Consider the following 18,592-nt stretch of genomic DNA (forward strand, 5'->3'; position numbering starts at 1 on the left):
TGCGGCGGCATCAGCACTGCCGAATGCGATGTTGGTAACGTACCGCCTGCAGCCCGGCGAGATAACGTTTCGGCGAGCAGGACGCAAACTGTTTGAATTCACGAAGAAAATGGGACTGATCAGCGTAGCCGAGACGTTGGGCCAACTGCGCCAGACTCTCCACGTCGCCATGATTGAGCAGTGATAATGCACGCTGAAAACGAATGGTGCGGCAGAAGGCTTTCGGCGACATGCCGCAGTGGTCGTGAAACAAGCGGTGAATATAGCGGGCGGAATAAAGCGTCTTTCGTTCCAGATCCTCCACCCGGATCATGCCGTCGTGGGCCATGATCAGATCGATAATCTGCAACAGCAGCGGCGACGAGGCGCGGTTGGTCCAGTGGGCGAAATAATGCAGGAACAGCGTGATCTGCTCACTGAAATCTCGGCTGCGCACCAGCCGGGCCAGTAATCGCGCCGCACCGGGCGCCACATCCTGAAACGGGATCTCCTGACCGGCCAATTCTCCCGGCGACAGATCCAGAAACGCCGGCATCACACCCGGCATAAAGCGCACGCCGAAATAGCGCTCCCCCGGCAACAGCCGGGTGGCCTGAGCCGACACCGTGCTGCCGCACACCCGGCCGCCCGGCTCGTCCTGATTGCAATGAAACAGCAGGTCGACACTGCCATCCGGCACCGCCAGCGTTACCGGCTGCTCACGCGCAACGGAAAAGCTGTAGAAATGGGCAATCGGCGAATTATCGAGATTCTTTTTCAGATACTCTTCAGCCGCATTGATAACGAACCAGGGCTGCAACGGCCGCACGCTTAACGACATTGAACAATGATGCATTTGCCCTTCTCCTTGCCGTAGTGACAATTCACCGTGATGGCAATTTTCCGTGGTAGTCATGACAACAGAGCAATTTTTACGCCAACGCCGGCATGCGGATAGCAATGCGGCCAGAGCGTGGTATAAAAACGGGGCGGCCCGCGTCATGGCGGGATAAATGCTGACCGGTTTGGCAAAAAAGTCCCCTTTTATCGCTCCATTGGCGGTCTTAAGTGGTACTCTTTCCGGGCCGGCGTCTTGTACGAATCAACGGCGGTAGCAGGTTGTAAAGTAGAAAGAATCCATAACGGAAAGAGTGATATGAGCAAAATTCGGGTTGGCGTGGTTTTTGGTGGTAAATCCTCTGAGCACGAAGTGTCACTGCAGTCCGCAAAAAATATTGTGGACGCGATTGATAAAACGCGATTTGACGTCGTACTGCTGGGTATCGATAAACAAGGAGCATGGCATCTCAACGATGCGTCCAATTATCTGCTCAACGCCAATAATCCGTCGCTGATCGCGCTCAACCGCTCCAGCCGCAATATAGCTTTGGTGCCCGGTCAATCCCATAATCAGTTGATTGAAACCAGCAACGCCAGCGCCCTGTCACAGATTGACGTGATCTTCCCGATCGTACACGGCACGCTGGGCGAAGACGGTTCGCTACAGGGGCTGCTGCGTATGGCCAATATTCCGTTTGTCGGCAGCAGCGTGCTCGGTTCTGCGGTCAGTATGGATAAAGATGTCACCAAACGCCTGCTGCGCGATACCGGCCTGATGGTCGCGCCGTTCGTCACGCTGACCCGCGCCAACCGCGAACGCCATCACTTCGCCGACATCACCGCCCGCCTCGGGCTGCCGCTGTTCATCAAACCGGCCAACCAGGGTTCTTCCGTCGGCGTCAGCAAAGTGCGCAACGAAGCGCAATACCAGCAAGCGGTCGAACTGGCGTTCAGTTATGACCACAAGGTATTGGTGGAATCCGCGATTGTCGGCCGTGAAATCGAGTGCGCGGTGCTGGGCAACGACCACCCTGAAGCCAGCGTCTGCGGCGAAATCGTGGTGCATGACGAATTCTATTCCTACGATACCAAATACATCAGTGAAGACGGCGCGGCGGTGGCAATCCCCGCGCCGATGCCGGACAGCACCCATCAGCGTATCCGCGAGATCGCCGTTCAGGCGTTTCAGGCGCTGGATTGTCAGGGAATGGCGCGGGTAGACGTGTTTCTGACCCCGCAGGAAGACGTGATTGTCAACGAAGTGAATACGTTGCCGGGCTTCACCAACATCAGTATGTATCCCAAACTCTGGGAAGCCACCGGCATCGGTTATACCGCCCTGATTACCCGGCTGATTGAACTGGCTCAGGAGCGCCACGCGCAAGACAGCAACCTGCAAAGCTCCGTGCAACGCTAAATCCTATCGGCCCCGGAAACCGCCCGGGGCCGTTTCCCACCAGGCTCAGAGCCGAGCCAGCGAAGTAAAGTTATCCGTCGTCATTGAGGGTTGAAAATCAATGACCTCATAGTCGGCTACCGCCTGGAACGGATCCTGTTTCAGGAAATCATCCAATTCCGCCCGCTCAATGCTTGTTGCCAGAATCACGCCCCCGGTACGCGGATTCTTGCGCCCGGAAGCGATGAAGACGCCCTGCGCATATCCCTGTTTCAACCAGGTAACATGCGACTCCAGCAGATTCTCCACTTCATCTAGCGGCGCTTTGTATGTCAAACTAATAATATACATAGGCTTATCTCTATTTATCAGGGAGTTACCGGCCAGCTGCCGTTCTGCAGCACAACCCGGTAGCCATCAGGATCGCAGAAGGTTTTCCTCTGTCGTTCCCAGTAAGGATTGAATGACATCACGACGCGAAACCCGGCGCAGATCATGCGTTCGCAAACCTGCCGCCAGTCTTCGGGTTCAGGGATGTACAGCACCGGCACGTCGTCCTCCGTCGGAGACGGCGTACCGGGTGCGTATGGCAGCACGTAAACGCCAGATGCCAGGCCACCCCCTTGCGCCCCAGCATAACACCGCTGAATCCATTATGTAGTGAAAACGCCGCCAGCACATTCAGCCCCAATCCGAGCTGCTACCGCCTTAGGCTACGCGGCAAATCCGTGACGGGCCGCGCCGTCATTATGCGCCCCGGATATGTGAACGGCGCTTCCCATCCTGTTGTTTTACTGTCGCGATCGGCATGACAAATTTACCCCTCACGGAAAATCCTGATTGCACACGCAGCACAAAATACTGTATTTTAATACAGTATTTTGTATGGAGATGGAACAATGTACGTAGAGCTGGTTTACGATAGAAGAAACGTGAGCGGATTACCCAACGCCGAAGCATTGATCCGGGCGGAATTGACCAAACGCATCCAGCGCACATTTCCGGATGCGGAAGTTAAAGTGAAGCCGATGCAAACCAACGCCATCAATTCCAATGCCAGCAAGCAGGATAAATCCGCTATCAACCGGATTATCGAAGAAATGTTCAATGAAGCCGACGAATGGCTGGTCAGCGACTGATCAGAAAAAACGCCCGACGCTTCTCCGCCAATGCCCTTTTGCATGTCTATACGCCGGGCGAATACCACGGCGCTTCAATACTACGCGGCTTAACACAACTACGCGGCTTAACACATCACCGATGGTCAGGAACGTTATCGATACTCAACCTTCGTGGTATTCGTCAGCGTCGATAACGTCTGACCGGCGCCTTTGCCGTTGGTCATCAACACCCGACACACCACCGGATTAAAACGCACATCGTAACGACAGGTAGTGCGGGTGATACTGGTCTGCTCGCCGTTTTCCGTCACGCTCATGGTGGAGTCGAGGCGTTTCCCCGGCGCAGCATCATTACGCAGAGAAACCAACGTCACTTTGCCGCTCTCCGGCGAGGTAAAAGTCATATCGCTGGGGAAACCGTCATCATCGTACTGGTAGGTGGCGAATGGCGTCGTATGGCCGTTATAAAATACGTCGGTGATAAACCCTTTATCATCATGCCGGTAGATCAGACGCCCATCGACGGATTTTTCCAGCAGGCAGTCTTTCCCCAGTTGGAACGCGGGTTTGCGATCATTGCGATCCACCAACAACTGCCCTTCGCGCACCAGGTCAAGATCCAGATTCATCGTCGGCTGGTAGCTTTTCAGCGTATCGACGCAACCGTTCTGATTCAGCGTGACGGCCACATACGCCACCACTTTCCCCTGTTCATCAGTCTGGGTCTGTGTGAAACGCTTTATTTTTCCCCGTAAGGCATCAAAACCGAAAATATTGGAAAAACCCGCCATCATCGGGCTGACCGGCTCAAGACGTTGTTTATCGTCACATCCGGCCACCGCCAACATGGCGGCGGTCAGCGCTATTGTGCGTTTATTCATATCCTTATCCAATGCAATCGACGTGAAGTAGACGCCAGTGTACGCCAATTCTCTGAGGGCAAAAAAGAAGATAAACAGACACGGCCGCGGTTCGAAAACGGAGGGTAGCGCTTCTGTAACGATGTTCCACTGCGACGGGCACATACATGACGCCAAACCGATAAGCAGTCAGGCGGGAAACCGGGACGTTACAGGCGCCTCAATGCGATAAACCGCTACTCTCATCCGCTGACGCAGCGTCACCATCGTGACGCGATGGAAACCCAGCGCGTGAAACCCGCTTTTCAGCAGCACCCTGCCGGATGCCACATTCTGCGGCAGGTGACAGGCATAAATCCGCCGCACGCCCTGGCTGAAAGCAAACTGGCACATCGCCTGGCAGGCTTGTGTGCCCAACCCTTGATGCCAGTGCGCCGCCGTCAGCCAATAGCCGATTTCCGGCTTATCGCCATCCATTGCACTCAACGCAATCACACCGATCAGCTGCCGACTGTGCTGCAGGCAAATGGCGAAAGCCGCGCTTTGCCCCAGCGTCCAGCTGTCCTCCAGACCGGTAATCCAGCGTTCAATCAATTCACGGGGGCACGGATACGGAATTTGCACCGTCATGGCGGCGATGCGCGGGTCGCTATTGAGCAGTTGGGTCAACACGAGGGCATCCGACAGGCGCAACGGACGCAATTGCAGGTGTGTGGTGGTCAGCGAAGGTTGCTGCATGCCGAATCTCCTTTAAGACGCCCGACCCGGCCTGCAAGGCGAAGCGCACAGTATTAGGCTGCGCCCGCCGCTATGCGTGACGCAGCCTAAATCCCCCGCGTTCCACGACGATCAGGAATACAAAATACCTGCCGCCTGATCGCATTCCTGCCGGGTGAATCCCGCATAAGACAATGCATCCATGAGGATTTTCCTATCTATGCCGGGATAAACGTCGTCATCCATAATAAAGCTGCCCACTTCATCTGGCGCCAGTTGAGGAAACTGCTGGTGCAAACCAGTGGCAACATCACGAGCGGCATAGCCCAGAGCGCGCAAAATCGATGCAATCTCCAGCGGCGACGTCTCCTCCTGATATACCGTATAAATCACATCCGCCAGTAAGCTGGGAGTAAGCACATTCACTTTAGAAACATCGTTATAGCGGCTTCCCAGCGACTGGATGATATGCTCAACGGCCTCGCTGGGCCCATAGCCCCGTTCGCGAATACGAGACAACACGGACACCATCTTCTCTTTCAGATCGATAAACATAATGCTGTTCCTTCGTCAAAATGGCGATCTCGCCCGTAAAGCGCGAAGGCATTCCTGAAATGTAAACCGACGTCCCTGTATATCGCGCCCGCATTGCAACTGCCCAACGGTTCTTTGAACCTGTACCTGACTCCAGATCCATCTGGGTGCCCGGGCAGCCCGCTCTTTGGTTCTGCCCGACACTCATCACATTGTTCCATCAAGAGATACTCTCTCTTTATCAGCATAGGCGTCAGTCATTATCCTTCCACTGCGCCGATCCGATTTGCGATAAAAAATCCAGGCAACGTCGCCGTTAAAATTAACAATATTGTTACATACAGCCATAATAACCCGCCATGGGCCGTCTGAGTGTGATGACCGGCAACAAACCCAGAGCGCGCGTGCGGCCTGTACCGATTTTCGCGATGTTGGGCGGTTAATTTTAGGCGATGGCTGCTATCATGAATAAATTCCGGCCGATAACGGCCATGCCGCCCATGCCGTACCGAGACGCAGCCTGATTGGATGTTCCGCAAACACACATTGAAACAACTCTTCCGGTCGTCATCGATAAATTTTGCCGCAGGACGGTGATAATACCCGTCCTTAATATTTTCTATTCAGTAACATAAGGTTATTCAGTCATGATCACCACCGACGGTAATAACGCGGTCGCCTCCGTAGCCTGGCGATCCAATGAAGTTATCGCTATCTATCCGATTACCCCCAGTTCCACCATGGCGGAACACGCGGCGGCCTGGTCGAGCGACGATCGACACAACGTATGGGGCGATACACCTCGGGTGATCGAGATGCAATCGGAAGCCGGGGCGATCGCTACCGTTCACGGTGCCTTGCAGACCGGTGCGCTGGCCACCTCCTTTACCTCTTCCCAGGGGTTGTTGCTGATGATACCCACGCTGTACAAACTGGCCGGCCAACTGACGCCGTTTGTGCTGCACGTTGCCGCCCGTACCGTGGCGACTCATGCGCTCTCCATTTTTTTGCGACCATTCGGATGTCATGGCGGTACGCCAGACCGGCTGCGCCATGCTGTGCGCCAGCAACGTACAGGAAGCGCAGGACTTCGCGCTCATATCCCAAATCGCCAGCCTGAACAGCCGTCTGCCGTTTATCCACTTTTTCGACGGATTCCGAACCTCGCACGAAATCAACAAGATTGAGCCGTTGAGCGATGATCAGATCCGCCAGTTGCTGCCGCAGGCGGCGATTGACGCGCACCGTGAGCGAGCGCTCACCCCTGAGCGTCCGGTGATTCGCGGCACCGCCTCCAACCCGGATACGTTCTTCCAGGCGCGGGAAGCGACCAACCCCTGGTATAACGCGGCCTTCGCCCATGTCGAACAGGCGATGGACGGTTTTGCCGCCGTCACCGGGCGTCAGTATCGGCCGTTTGAATATTACGGCCATCCGGAGGCTACCCGCGTCATCGTGATGATGGGCTCCGGCGCGGGCACCAGCGAAGACGTGATCGATACGCTACTGACCCGCGGCGAAAAGGTCGGGATAGTAAAAGTGCGCCTGTACCGGCCGTTCTCCGCGCAACACCTGCTGGCGGCCATGCCACACAGCGTGCAGACCATCGCCGTACTGGATCGCACCAAAGAACCCGGCGCACAAGCGGAACCGCTGTATCTGGATGTCATGACCGCGCTGGCGGAGGCGTTCTCCCGAGGTGAGCGCCCACTTATGCCGAAAGTCATCGGCGGCCGTTACGGTCTTTCATCCAAAGAATTCACGCCGCAGTGTGTGGCTGCCGTCTTCAGCGAGTTAGCGCTTGCCAACCCTAGAGCGCGCTTTACCGTGGGTATTTATGATGACGTCACCCACTTGTCGTTGCCGCTGTCCGCTCAGCCGATGCCGCTGCATACCTCACTGGAAGCGTTGTTCTACGGGCTCGGCAGCGACGGCACCGTCTCCGCCGCCAAAAACTCCATCAAAATCGTGGGGAACGCCACGCCGCTGTTCGTGCAGGGCTACTTTGTCTACGACTCCAAAAAAGCGGGCAGCCTGACCGTTTCCCACATGCGCGTAGGGCCGCATCCCATCAACTCCGCTTATCTGATCGAACAGGCGGATTTCGTCGCCTGCCATCAATGGCAGTTCATCGACAAATACAGCATGGTGGAGCGGCTGAAGCCCGGCGGTATTTTCTTAATCAATTCCCCGTATGGCAGCGATGACCTGTGGCACCGTCTGCCGCAGGAAGTACAGGCCGGGCTGAACCGGCTCCAGGCGCGCGTGTATTGCATCAACGCGGCCAAAATCGCCCGTGAATGCCAACTGGGCGCGCGTATCAATACCGTCATGCAGATGGCATTCTTCCATCTCACCGATATTCTGCCCGGCGGCGATGCACGGGAAAAACTGCGCCACGCCATCGCCACCAGCTACGGCAGCAAAGGCCAGGAACTGGTAGAACGTAACTGGCGCGCGCTGGACGCCACGCTGGAAGCGTTGACCGAGGTGACGCTGGCGGCGGTGAATCCGGACAGCCCCCAACGCCCGCCAGTGGTATCCGACGCCGCGCCGGATTTCGTCAAGACCGTGACCGCCGCCATGCTGGCCGGGCTGGGGGATAGCCTGCCGGTATCCGCGCTGCCGCCGGACGGCACTTGGCCGGTCGGCACCACCCGCTGGGAAAAACGCAATATCGCCGAGGAGATCCCATTGTGGAAACCAGCGCTTTGCACCCAGTGCAACCACTGCGTGGCCGCTTGTCCGCACTCCGCCATCCGCGCCAAGGTGGTGCCCGCCGACGCGATGGCCGGTGCACCCGCGTCGCTGCAATCGCTGGAGGTGAAAGCCCGCGATATGCGCGGCCAGAAATACGTCCTGCAAGTCGCGCCGGAAGACTGCACCGGCTGCAACCTGTGCGTGGAAGTGTGCCCGGCCAAGGATCGCCAGAATCCGGACATCAAGGCTATCAATATGGAGCCCCGGCTGGAGCATGTCGCGACCGAAAAAAACCACTATGATTTCTTCCTCCAACTGCCGGAAATCGATCGCAATAAGCTGGAGCGTATCGATATCCGCACCTCGCAGTTGATTACGCCGCTGTTCGAATATTCAGGCGCCTGTTCCGGCTGCGGCGAAACGCCGTATATCAAGCTGCTGACCCAGTTGTACGGCGATCGCCTGCTGGTGGCCAATGCCACCGGGTGCTCCTCCATTTACGGCGGCAATCTGCCGACCACGCCCTGGACCACCGATGCCAACGGTCGCGGCCCGGCGTGGGCCAACTCGTTATTTGAGGACAACGCCGAGTTCGGGCTGGGCTTCCGCCTGAGCGTCGACCACCATCGCCAGCGCGCCCTGCGACTGCTGCGCGAACTGACGCCGCAGCTCCCGGCAGAACTGGTCGTCGGGTTGCAAGAAGACGGCATCGCCACCGATCTGCGCCGCGAGCAGATCGCCAGTTTGCGTCAGTCGTTGGCATCACTGGAGAACGCCGCCGCCCGTCAGTTGTCGGTGGAAGCCGACCATCTGGTCGACAAATCGGTTTGGCTGATCGGCGGCGACGGCTGGGCCTACGATATCGGCTACGGCGGGCTTGACCACGTCATGAGCCTGACGGAGAACGTCAATGTGCTGGTGCTGGACACCCAGTGCTACTCCAATACCGGCGGCCAGCAGTCCAAAGCGACGCCGCTCGGCGCCGTCACCAAATTCGGCGAGAAAGGCAAACGCAAAGCGCGCAAGGATCTGGGCATCAACGTGATGATGTACGGCCACGTCTATGTGGCGCAGATTTCGCTGGGCGCACAGCTTAATCAGACGGTGAAAGCCATCCAGGAAGCGGAAGCCTGGCCGGGCCCGTCGCTGATCATCGCTTACAGCCCGTGTGAAGAACACGGTTACGATCTGGCCTTCAGCCACGATCAGATGCGTCAGCTGACCGCCACCGGTTTCTGGCCGCTGTACCGCTTCGATCCGAAACGCGCCGAGGAAGGCAAACCCGCGCTGGTGACTGACTCCCGTCCGCCGTCCGCCAGCCTGAGCGAGACGCTGCTGAACGAACAGCGCTTCCGTCGCCTCAACAACCAGATGCCGGAAGCCGCCGCCCAGCTTTACGAGGAGGCCGAAGCGGATCTGCGCCGTCGTTACGACTTCCTGACGCTTCTGGCAGGCAAGGCGGAGAAGAGCAGTCAGGAATAATACGGTTTCGAACGTGCGTCATGCCCGATGAAAGCGGCCCTCGACTGAGGGCCGCACTGTTTTCTGCGCGAAAAGGCCGGTTGTTTCCGTGATCAGCAACAAAAAATGTGATTCATTACACATCTGGTTTTCTCCGACGCCATTCTGAACATATAATGCGCACCGGTCGTCGGCAGTTCGGACTCTCCGGCCCGACCGCCTATAAATAAACGTTCCCTTATGCCGGAATGGCTTTAACACTCAACAAAGATATGAAAATGAGCATTCGCGCGATCTTGACGTTAGTGACGGCGGCCGCTGCCTTTAGCCAGACAGCCCAAGCCGTGGTTTATCCCTTGCCTGCACCGAACAGCCGTCTGGTGGGCGAAAATATCCAAGTCACCATCCCCACCGACAGCACCGCTGCGCTGGAGCATTTTGCCGCCCAGTACCAAATGGGGCTCAGCAACCTGCTGGAAGCTAATCCGGGTATTGACGTCTACCTGCCCAAACCCGGCAGCACCATGACCGTTCCTCAGCAACTCATCCTGCCCGATGCGCCGCGCGAAGGCATCGTTATCAACAGCGCTGAAATGCGCCTGTACTACTACCCGAAAGGTTCCAAGACCGTAGTCGTGCTGCCGATCGGTATCGGCCAGCTTGGCAAAGATACGCCGATCAACTGGGTCACATCCGTACAGCGCAAGAAAGAGCGCCCGACCTGGACGCCGACCGCCGCCATGCATGCCGAATATGCAGCCCGCGGCGAGTTCCTGCCGAAAATCTATCCGGCCGGCCCAGATAACCCGATGGGCCTGTACGCGCTCTACATCGGCAATCTGTACGCCATCCACGGCACCAACGCCAATTTCGGTATCGGCCTGCGCGTCAGCCACGGCTGTGTCCGTCTACGCGACAAAGACATCAAGTTCCTGTTCAGCAATGTTCCGGTCGGTACCCGGGTTCAGTTCATTAATGAGCCGGTAAAAGCTACCGTCGAGCCGGATGGTTCCCGTTACGTGGAAGTTCATAATCCGCTGTCCCGTACCGAAGAGGAATTCAACTCCGATACCCAGGTGCCGATCAAGCTCACTCAGGTGGTGGCCAAGGCGTTGGCGGATGCCAGCGTGAACGAAAGCGAAGTCAATCAGGCGCTGCAAACCCGTTTGGGCATGCCCGTCAAGGTCAATGGCCCGGCGGAAGAAACGGCCCCGGCGGCTCAGGCTCCAGAGATCCAGCAGGCCAGTTCGCCAGCGCCGCAGGATAACGTGCAGCCGACTCCTTCGGTTCAACCGGTCGCGCCGAATGCAGAGCCCGTCGCTCCGGCAACCGACGCCAGTAAATCCTGATAGCAGGATGACCAGGGCTGCCACCGGGCGGCCCTGTTTTTTTCCTCCCCGCCGCGCACGTTTCCCTTACTCACCGAGCCCTCCCCATCACTGCCTGCTCGGATGAAACCCTCAGTGTTTGTTGCATTGGTTTTTTTCGCATTGGCTCACAATATTAATTGACATATCATCTATTGAGTTGTTAATTAATCACCCACCACATCTCACCCGATATCGCCGACCATGACTCAACACGAAGCCACCGCCAGACGCCGTTTCGCCATTATGCTGGGGCAGACGACCCGCCTCTGGCGCCGCGTCATCGACCGTGAATTGCAACCCTACGGGCTGACGCAGTCCAGTTGGCTGCCGCTGCTCTATATCGCCCGTACCGCGGGCCCTATTCATCAGAAAGCGCTGGCAGATGCCCTCAGTCTTGATGCATCGGGCATCGTCAGAGTGCTGGACTGCCTGCAAAAGCAAGGATTCATCGAACGTCGCGAAGGTAGCGACCGACGTTTTCGCGAGATTTTCCTGACCGGATCAGGCCAGGAACTGGTGCAAAAAGTAGAACTCTGCGCCGAAAAAGTACGTGTGCAGGCACTTACCGGGTTGACCGATCAGGAGATTGTCCAGGTCAGCCGTGTCATCAATCAGGTCATCGAAAACCTCACCCGAGCCGAACAACAGCCGTCATGAAAAAAATCGTCGTGTTTCTGGCGGGGTACCAACGTCTGGATCATCGCCACAGAATCTTTTTGTTGGGAGGGGTCGGCACGTTGCTGCTGGCGTTACTCGCCGTCGCCGTCTGGCTGCATCAGCGTTTCAACCACGTCACCGAAACCGACGCGCGCGTGGTCGGCGAAGTGATTTCACTGGCCAGTCGTGAAAGCGGCTGGGTCATGGCGCGTCCGGTCATCGACGGCGATGTCATCCGCCAGGGGCAACTGCTGGTTCAGATTGACGATCGCGACGCCCAGCTGCGTCTGGCACAGCAGGAGGGCAACCTGGCCGCCGCCGACGCTCAGATTCGCTATAGCGAAACCCAGCGTCAGGTGACGGATCTGACTACGCAATCAGCGCTGGAGGAAGCGCGCGCCAAGCTGGCCGCGACGGAATCCGCCATCAATAATGTCGGCTACCAGCTCAGCCTCGCCCAGAACAATTTCCAGCGCGACGATCAGTTGCTGAAGAGCAACCTCACCGCCCGTAAAAACTGGGATGAAACCCACACCGCCTTGCTGCAACGCCAGAGCGAATTACGCGAAGCGCAAGCGCAACACAACGCGCAGCTGGCGGCGCTGCATACCGCCGAAGCCGAGCGCAGCACGCTGCAGGTGCTGGATCGCCAGATCGATATGCAACGCCAACAGCGCACCGCCATTCAGGCCCAGGTCGATCAGATCCGGCAAGAGATCGCCGACCGGGCGCTGCGTTCGCCGGTGGACGGCATGGTGGATCGCACCATTACCCATCAGGGCGATTATGCACAGGCCGGCCAGTGGCTAATGATGGTGCACGATCCGCGCAACCTGTGGGTGGAAGCCAACGTCAAGGAAACCGCCATCGATCGGATCAAGGTCGGGCAACCGGTGAATATTCAGGTGGATGCCTATCCCGACCGCCATTTTCAGGGGCATGTCATGCGAGTCGGCAATACCGCCACCAGCCAGTTCGCCCTGTTGCCCAGCCCGAACCCGTCCGGCAACTTCACCAAGATCACCCAACGGGTGCCGGTTCGTATCGCGCTGGATCAGCCGGACGCCGCGCTGAAACCCGGACTGATGGCAGAAGTCAGCATCGATGTCACCCATTGAAGCCCAGGCGGCGCGATTCGGTAGTTCCTACCGCTGGCTGGCGACCGTCACCATCATGCTCGGCACCATCGCCACCACCGCGACGGCGACCATCGTCAACGTGGCGATGCGCGACATTATGGGCGCGTTCGGCATGGGGCAGGATCAGGTACAGTGGCTTTCCACCGCCTTTCTCGCCTCTATGACCGCCACCATGCTGATGACCGCCTGGATGCTGGATCGCGTTGGCTACCGGGCCACCTATGTCGGTTCGTTAGCCATCTTCACCCTCGGCAGCCTGCTCGGCACCTTCAGCCAGAACAGCGCGGAAGTGATCCTGGCGAGGATCCTGCAAGGTTGCGCATCCGGCATTATCCAGCCGCTGGCGATGATCGTCATTTCCCAGGTATTTCCGGTTTCGGAGCGCGGCAAGGCGATGGGCATTTACGGCGTCGGCGTGATATTGGCTCCGGCGTTGGGCCCGGCCGTCGGCGGGCTGATGGTGGATCAACTGAACTGGCGCGCAGTGTTCATGTTGATCATACCGTTCTGCCTGGCCGGGATCGCCGCCGCGTCCGTGATCCTGCCGCCCAAAGGCCGTGGCGACAGCCCGGCGCGGCGTCGCTTCGATGCGCTCGGTTTCCTGCTGATGGCGCTCTCCCTCACCACGCTGCTGACCGGGCTTTCCAACGGCCAACGCGAAGGTTGGGACTCGCTTTTCATCATCGGCATGCTGGCGTTTTCCGTTCTCTGCATGGCGGGATTTATCGTGCGGGAGCTCACGACCGCTCACCCGCTGCTCAGCCTGCGGGTGTTCGCTAATCCGGCCTTTACCTCCGGCTGTATCGTCGCGTTCGTGCTGGGGGCCGGGCTGTATGGCTCCACCTATATCATCCCATTATTTCTTCAGGGAATTCAGGGGTATACCCCCACCCGTTCCGGCTTGTTGCTGATGCCTGCCGGGTTGGCGCTGGGGATGGTGTTTCCGTTCGCCGGCGCGTTCAGCGACCGGCTGAAACCCCACATGCTGGTCGCGGCGGGGTTGCTGTTGTTCGGTATCTCCTGCTGGCTTTCCGGCGACGCCGATACCGATACGCCGTTCTGGACCATGGTGTGGTGGACCATCATCGGCCGCGTCGGCCTTGGCCTGATGCTACCCGCCATGAACGCCGGTTCATTGCGGGCGCTACCACCAGATCAATTGGCGCAGGGCGCAGGTAGCATCAACTTCATCCGTCAGCTCGGCGGAGCGATGGGGGTTAACCTGCTGTCGGTCTTCATTGAGCGTCGCACCACATTCCACGGGCAGGCGCTGGCACAGGCGCTGAACGTCGGCAACCCGCGCAGTACCGACGCCATTCGGCAACTCAGTCTGTTGTTCGGCCATGGCGGCAACCCGCTGGGCGAGCCGCTGAGCAGCCAGATCAATCCCGGCATTCTCACCTATCTGCAATCTATGGTATCCGCCAAAGCGCAGATGCTGGCGTATCAGGACGGTTTTCTGATCGTCGCGATAGGGTTTTTCATCGCACTGCTGCCCGCCTGGTTCGTTCGCCCCCGACCTGCGGCGGCTAGCGCAACGCGCCCGACCCATTCACGCTGAATCGAACGGTATTAAGAGCCGATCCCAGTAGGCATTATTGACACAGCCAGTCTGGACACGGATTGCGCGCAGACAAGATGCAACGCAGAGTGAACGGACAACGCAATATGCCCGGCCCAACGGGCAAGCGCAGCGAGTAAACCGGTGCGTGCACGGCGTGCGTGAGGATGTCGCGCACGGCCCAGGGCCAACATGGCAAGTCGAATAGCCCTAATGGGATGTCATGGGGGTATGTTTATTTTTTCCTGGTGCGGCACTGATCCCGTGAATCAGCGCTGCAACAAACGGAGTAACAGCATGGAGCTATCGCGATGGCTTACTCATCAGGATGATATTCCAGTAAATCGCCCGGCTGACAGGTAAGGATCTCACAAATTTTCGCCAGGGTATCGAAACGTATGCCTTTCACTTTTCCTGATTTCAGCAATGATAGGTTCTGTTCGGTAATTCCAATCAAACGCGCCAACTCACGCGATTTCATTTTCCGCTGCGCCAGCAGCACATCCAGTCTGATAACGATTGGCATAGTTTGGTCAAATCACAAAATTAGTCACTTTCGCCCACGCATACGGGCTGACATCCACGAGCGTCGAAAACGACGCAGCCATGGCAACATTTTCATTACAATTGATTGTTTTAACTAACAATAATGATGTCGATGACGACGACAGCCATCGGGTATATCAACGTCACAAAATCATCATCTGCGACAGATTATTTCCCCTCGGGATTATGTTTTATCGTTAAACGATAAAATCTCACCTCCATGCATTAATCAATGTATTTTTCTCGGTTTTAGTCAGATCAAATTAAAAAACTTATTTCATGATCTCTATGACAGAACATGACTAAAAGCCGGTAAAACCCGTGACGCTAGTTTACTTTCGATGTGAACCGGCAAATGATAAGAACATAAGTTCATTTCAAATGAAATAATGTTTTAATATTGTTAGGCGAATTGATCATGAGTAAACAAATCTCTTTTAAACACACGTTCTGCTACGGCAGCGCGAACTTGCTAGGCAGTGGCGCCTTGGCCATTAGCGGCGCCTGGCTTATGTATTTCTACACCACATTTTGCGGATTGACGTTGGTTCAGGCGGCTTCTATTTTCTCCGTCGCCAGTATCCTTGACGCAATCAGTAACCCGATCATGGGTTACATCAGCGACAACTTCTACAACACCCGTATCGGGCGTACATTTGGGCGCCGTCGCTTCTTCATTCTATTGGGTGTTCCTTTGGTGCTGGTCTACCCGATGCTGTGGATGGAAGGTTTCGGCTTCTGGTACTACATGGCGACCTACATTCTGTTCGAGCTGATTTACACCTCCATCATGGTGCCTTATGAAACGCTCGCGACCGAAATGACCACCGATTTTAAAATGCGCTCCAAACTGACCGGTTCCAAAGCCATTTTCGGTAAGGTCGCCAATTTCCTGGCTGCCTTTATTCCAGGTCAGTTCATCGGCATTTACGGTAAGGATTCCGCTACGCCGTTTTTCTACACCGGTCTGGCCTATGGCGCCATCATGTGTGCGGCGATGATCGCGCTGTATATGACTTCCTGGGAGCGCTCTCCCAACGAGGTGATGCGCGAAAACACACAGAACCTTTTCCAGGCGTTGAAGAAACTCAGCATCGACATGACCTCCACATTCCGTTTGCGTATTTTCCGCAAACATCTGGGCATGTACCTGTTCGGTTTCGGTGCTGAGTGGCTGTTCGCTTCCGCATTTACCTATTTCATCGTGTTCGGCCTGCAACAGAGCACGGCGCTGGTTTCTCAGCTCAACAGTTTCAGCTCTATCATGCAGTTCATCTCGACGTTTCTCTTCATCGGCATTTGCGTGAAGATGGGTTTCGGGCGTCCTTATCGTCTGGCGCTGACAGTCGTTATCGTGAGCGTACTGGCCTACGCCGCGCTCTATTTCACTCACTGGTCGCCGGCAGTTGAAATCATCGTACTGTTTGCCATCACCGCCGTATTCGGCCTGAGCACCGGCGGCATCTACTACATCCCCTGGACGGTGTACACCTTCCTGGCTGATGTGGACGAAGTCTTGACCGGCCGCCGCCGTGAAGGGATCTACGCCGGCGCTATGACCTTCGCCGGGAAAATGGTGCGTTCGGTCATCGTGTTTGCCATGGGTTGGATCCTGAGCCAGTTCGGGTTTATTTCCGGTAAAGCTGCACAGCCGGAAAGCGCGGTGCTGGCGATTATCGGCGTCTTCTCTCTGGGTGTGATTGGTCTGGCCGTTGTCGCGATTTACTTCAGTTCCCAAATGAAGCTGGATCGTAAAAACCACATGATTCTGCTGCAGGAAATCGCCCGCATCAAAGCTGGCGGCGCCATTGCCGATGTACCGGCCGAGGCCCGTGCGGTAGCAGAAGAACTCACTGGTTGGAAATATGAACAATGCTGGGGCAACAACCCGCTGGGCCGCTCGGCGGAACAACCTGAGCCGGTGATCGCCACGTCTCCCCGCTGATATCGCTATCGGCAGTAAAAAACCACCTCTTCGCAGAGGTGGTTTTTTTGTTTAACCCCCATCCTCAAATTAGCGCGGCGTCTCGCAGTTCGCTTTTAAGATAGGCGTAGTAGATAGGAGCAGCGATAACGCCGGATATGCCGAACGCCGCTTCAAACACCAGCATCGCCAGCAGAATCTCCCAGGCATGAGCCTTAATGCGCGTTCCCACAATTTGTGCGTTCAGGAAATACTCCAGCTTGTGGATCAACATCAGGTAAACCAACGCGATCAACGCCATCGGCAACGAGATTGACAACGCGGCAATGAATACCACCGAATTAGAAATCAGGTTCCCGATAACCGGCAACAGGCCAAAGATAAAGGTCAGTATCACCAGCGTTTTGGCGAATGGCAGGTGAATCTCAAACGTAGGCAGAATACCGAGGATAAACAGCGACGATAGAATGGTATTCACCAGCGATATTTTTACCTGGGCGAACACGATATTGCGAAACGACGCGGAAAGCAGTGCAACCCGGCGCATCAATTCTGTTTTCAACAAGGGTTTATCTACGCTGGGCTCAATGCTGTACAGCGAAATGATCGCGCCGAGGATCATTCCTATCAACATGGTGACAAAACCATGCAGAAAGTCTTTCCCCATGTTCTGCAGCATGGCGACGTGCTTTTGCAACCACATGACGAATTCATGTTGCAGTTCTTCAACGCTGACAGGCAGATAACCGGGTAGGTAGGTCATAAGTTGCGTTTGTACATCATCCAGAATAAAGGCGATACGGGCGTTAAACACGCTGGTATCTTTCATTTCCTGCATCAGTAACCCGACCAGAGCGCCGAATATCAGGCTCAGCAGGCTGACTACGATCGTGCTGATAACCGCGACGACGGCCAGGCGCGCACGCTTGCCGCTAATGACTTTCTGGAAATAGGGGGTCAGCAGATTGACGATTTCATAGACCAGAAAACCGGCGATAAAGCAGGCCAGCAAACGCAGTTCAATCAGCAGCAGCAGCCCCCCCATGATAAAGATGAAGCTTAATAGTCTTGCCTGTTTCAAATTCAACAACTGCATAATGACATCCTGTTTACGTATTACTACGTCAGGGAATAATCGCATCCCCTCACCGACCGGACTTCGCTATCAACGGGGCAATGCTCTGACATTGAAATGCTATTTCAGCGAATCATTGTTAGCATTTTAGACGGGAAACACCAGTGACATTTCATCCGGCGACGCAACATCGCTGCACCAAATAAGGGCTCTACTTTACCGCCATAACGTCCAGCTATATGGCGCTTACCCTACTCTGATAGGGCTGCGGGGATCATTACTGCGTGCTTAGCTCAACATGCAGATCATTTTCGACATGCTGCACACGAATGACATTTTCAGCCCGATAATCATGACGACAATTAACGCCCATGGGTATTTTCTGAATATTTATTCAGAGCGGCATTCTCGTTTATTCAGAAAAAGAATTTATTCTTTACTGTATAAGTGACGTGACTAATAAACACAATTTTCCAATTATGCTGCCGCCGATATAGCTACAGAGAATAAATATTCTGACAACATCATTTTATATTCCATGCTGTTTAAAAAATAGGTAATACATGAAAAGCACATTTTCAAATGAAAAATGTACATAATTATTAATGCCTAACACGTCATATAACAGTCAGTGATTATCGAAACGTATCGATATAAAACTATCGGCAAAGAGACAAGGGGGATTAAGACTATTGTCTGTGGAGAAAGTCAT

The 18,592-nt window shown here is 55.9% G+C and carries 14 protein-coding genes and 2 pseudogenes; 8 read left to right on the forward strand and 8 right to left on the reverse strand.

What is annotated here, in order from left to right:
- Nucleotides 1-10 precede the first annotated feature (10 nt).
- Complete coding sequence (locus DPA2511_RS16600) at nucleotides 11-835, reverse strand: helix-turn-helix domain-containing protein (RefSeq protein ID WP_015854905.1); 825 nt, start codon at nucleotides 833-835, stop codon at nucleotides 11-13.
- 300 nt (nucleotides 836-1,135) lie between these two features.
- Between DPA2511_RS16600 and ddlA the strand changes: the two genes are divergently transcribed.
- On the forward strand, nucleotides 1,136-2,236 hold the full coding sequence (ddlA, locus tag DPA2511_RS16605) for a D-alanine--D-alanine ligase (RefSeq protein ID WP_015854906.1): 1,101 nt from the start codon (nucleotides 1,136-1,138) through the stop codon (nucleotides 2,234-2,236).
- 45 nt (nucleotides 2,237-2,281) lie between these two features.
- On the opposite strand, the gene DPA2511_RS16610 is transcribed toward ddlA, so the two are convergent.
- Nucleotides 2,282-2,566, reverse strand: a complete 285-nt coding sequence (locus DPA2511_RS16610) for a YciI family protein (RefSeq protein WP_015854907.1) — start codon at nucleotides 2,564-2,566, stop codon at nucleotides 2,282-2,284.
- 17 nt (nucleotides 2,567-2,583) lie between these two features.
- Nucleotides 2,584-2,963: pseudogene (locus DPA2511_RS22025) on the reverse strand (VOC family protein).
- Nucleotides 2,964-3,114: 151 nt separating this feature from the next.
- On the opposite strand from DPA2511_RS22025, the gene DPA2511_RS16620 reads away from it, so the two are divergent.
- A complete protein-coding gene (locus DPA2511_RS16620; protein ID WP_015854908.1) occupies nucleotides 3,115-3,354 on the forward strand; it encodes a DinI family protein in 240 nt (79 codons plus the stop codon).
- 134 nt (nucleotides 3,355-3,488) lie between these two features.
- Here DPA2511_RS16620 and DPA2511_RS16625 read toward each other — a convergent pair whose 3' ends face one another.
- The 3 genes from DPA2511_RS16625 to DPA2511_RS16635 all read right to left on the reverse strand — a co-directional run bounded on the left by DPA2511_RS16625 (nucleotide 3,489) and on the right by DPA2511_RS16635 (nucleotide 5,468).
- Nucleotides 3,489-4,217, reverse strand: coding sequence for a YnfC family lipoprotein (locus tag DPA2511_RS16625; RefSeq protein WP_015854909.1), 729 nt, complete (start codon nucleotides 4,215-4,217; stop codon nucleotides 3,489-3,491).
- A gap of 168 nt (nucleotides 4,218-4,385) precedes the next feature.
- Nucleotides 4,386-4,934, reverse strand: a complete 549-nt coding sequence (locus DPA2511_RS16630) for a GNAT family N-acetyltransferase (protein ID WP_015854910.1) — start codon at nucleotides 4,932-4,934, stop codon at nucleotides 4,386-4,388.
- 111 nt (nucleotides 4,935-5,045) lie between these two features.
- On the reverse strand, nucleotides 5,046-5,468 hold the full coding sequence (locus tag DPA2511_RS16635) for a hypothetical protein (protein ID WP_015854911.1): 423 nt from the start codon (nucleotides 5,466-5,468) through the stop codon (nucleotides 5,046-5,048).
- A gap of 626 nt (nucleotides 5,469-6,094) precedes the next feature.
- Here DPA2511_RS16635 and nifJ point away from each other — a divergent pair.
- The 5 genes and pseudogenes from nifJ (at nucleotide 6,095) to DPA2511_RS16660 (ending at nucleotide 14,335) form a co-directional block, all read left to right on the forward strand.
- Nucleotides 6,095-9,629 (forward strand): annotated as a pseudogene (gene nifJ / locus DPA2511_RS22030) (pyruvate:ferredoxin (flavodoxin) oxidoreductase).
- A gap of 257 nt (nucleotides 9,630-9,886) precedes the next feature.
- Complete coding sequence (locus DPA2511_RS16645; protein ID WP_026595229.1) at nucleotides 9,887-10,957, forward strand: L,D-transpeptidase family protein; 1,071 nt, start codon at nucleotides 9,887-9,889, stop codon at nucleotides 10,955-10,957.
- A gap of 222 nt (nucleotides 10,958-11,179) precedes the next feature.
- Entirely contained in the window at nucleotides 11,180-11,635 is a 456-nt protein-coding gene (locus tag DPA2511_RS16650; protein ID WP_015854914.1) for a MarR family winged helix-turn-helix transcriptional regulator, read from the forward strand.
- Entirely contained in the window at nucleotides 11,632-12,753 is a 1,122-nt protein-coding gene (locus DPA2511_RS16655; RefSeq protein WP_015854915.1) for an HlyD family secretion protein, read from the forward strand. Before DPA2511_RS16650 ends, DPA2511_RS16655 begins: the two co-directional genes overlap by 4 nt.
- Nucleotides 12,740-14,335: a DHA2 family efflux MFS transporter permease subunit gene (locus tag DPA2511_RS16660; protein ID WP_015854916.1), complete on the forward strand. Its 1,596-nt coding sequence runs from the start codon at nucleotides 12,740-12,742 to the stop codon at nucleotides 14,333-14,335. Before DPA2511_RS16655 ends, DPA2511_RS16660 begins: the two co-directional genes overlap by 14 nt.
- A 316-nt stretch (nucleotides 14,336-14,651) precedes the next feature.
- On the opposite strand, the gene DPA2511_RS16665 is transcribed toward DPA2511_RS16660, so the two are convergent.
- Nucleotides 14,652-14,861, reverse strand: coding sequence for a helix-turn-helix domain-containing protein (locus DPA2511_RS16665; protein ID WP_015854917.1), 210 nt, complete (start codon nucleotides 14,859-14,861; stop codon nucleotides 14,652-14,654).
- A 438-nt stretch (nucleotides 14,862-15,299) separates the two neighbouring features.
- On the opposite strand from DPA2511_RS16665, the gene DPA2511_RS16670 reads away from it, so the two are divergent.
- Nucleotides 15,300-16,826 (forward strand): MFS transporter, encoded by a 1,527-nt coding sequence (locus DPA2511_RS16670; RefSeq protein WP_015854918.1) that lies wholly within the window; start codon nucleotides 15,300-15,302, stop codon nucleotides 16,824-16,826.
- 64 nt (nucleotides 16,827-16,890) lie between these two features.
- Here DPA2511_RS16670 and DPA2511_RS16675 read toward each other — a convergent pair whose 3' ends face one another.
- Nucleotides 16,891-17,901, reverse strand: coding sequence for an AI-2E family transporter (locus tag DPA2511_RS16675; protein WP_015854919.1), 1,011 nt, complete (start codon nucleotides 17,899-17,901; stop codon nucleotides 16,891-16,893).
- Nucleotides 17,902-18,592: the final 691 nt, after the last annotated feature.

Origin of the sequence: Musicola paradisiaca NCPPB 2511, from assembly GCF_000400505.1 — a bacterium.
In the GTDB taxonomy this organism is placed as follows: domain Bacteria; phylum Pseudomonadota; class Gammaproteobacteria; order Enterobacterales; family Enterobacteriaceae; genus Musicola; species Musicola paradisiaca.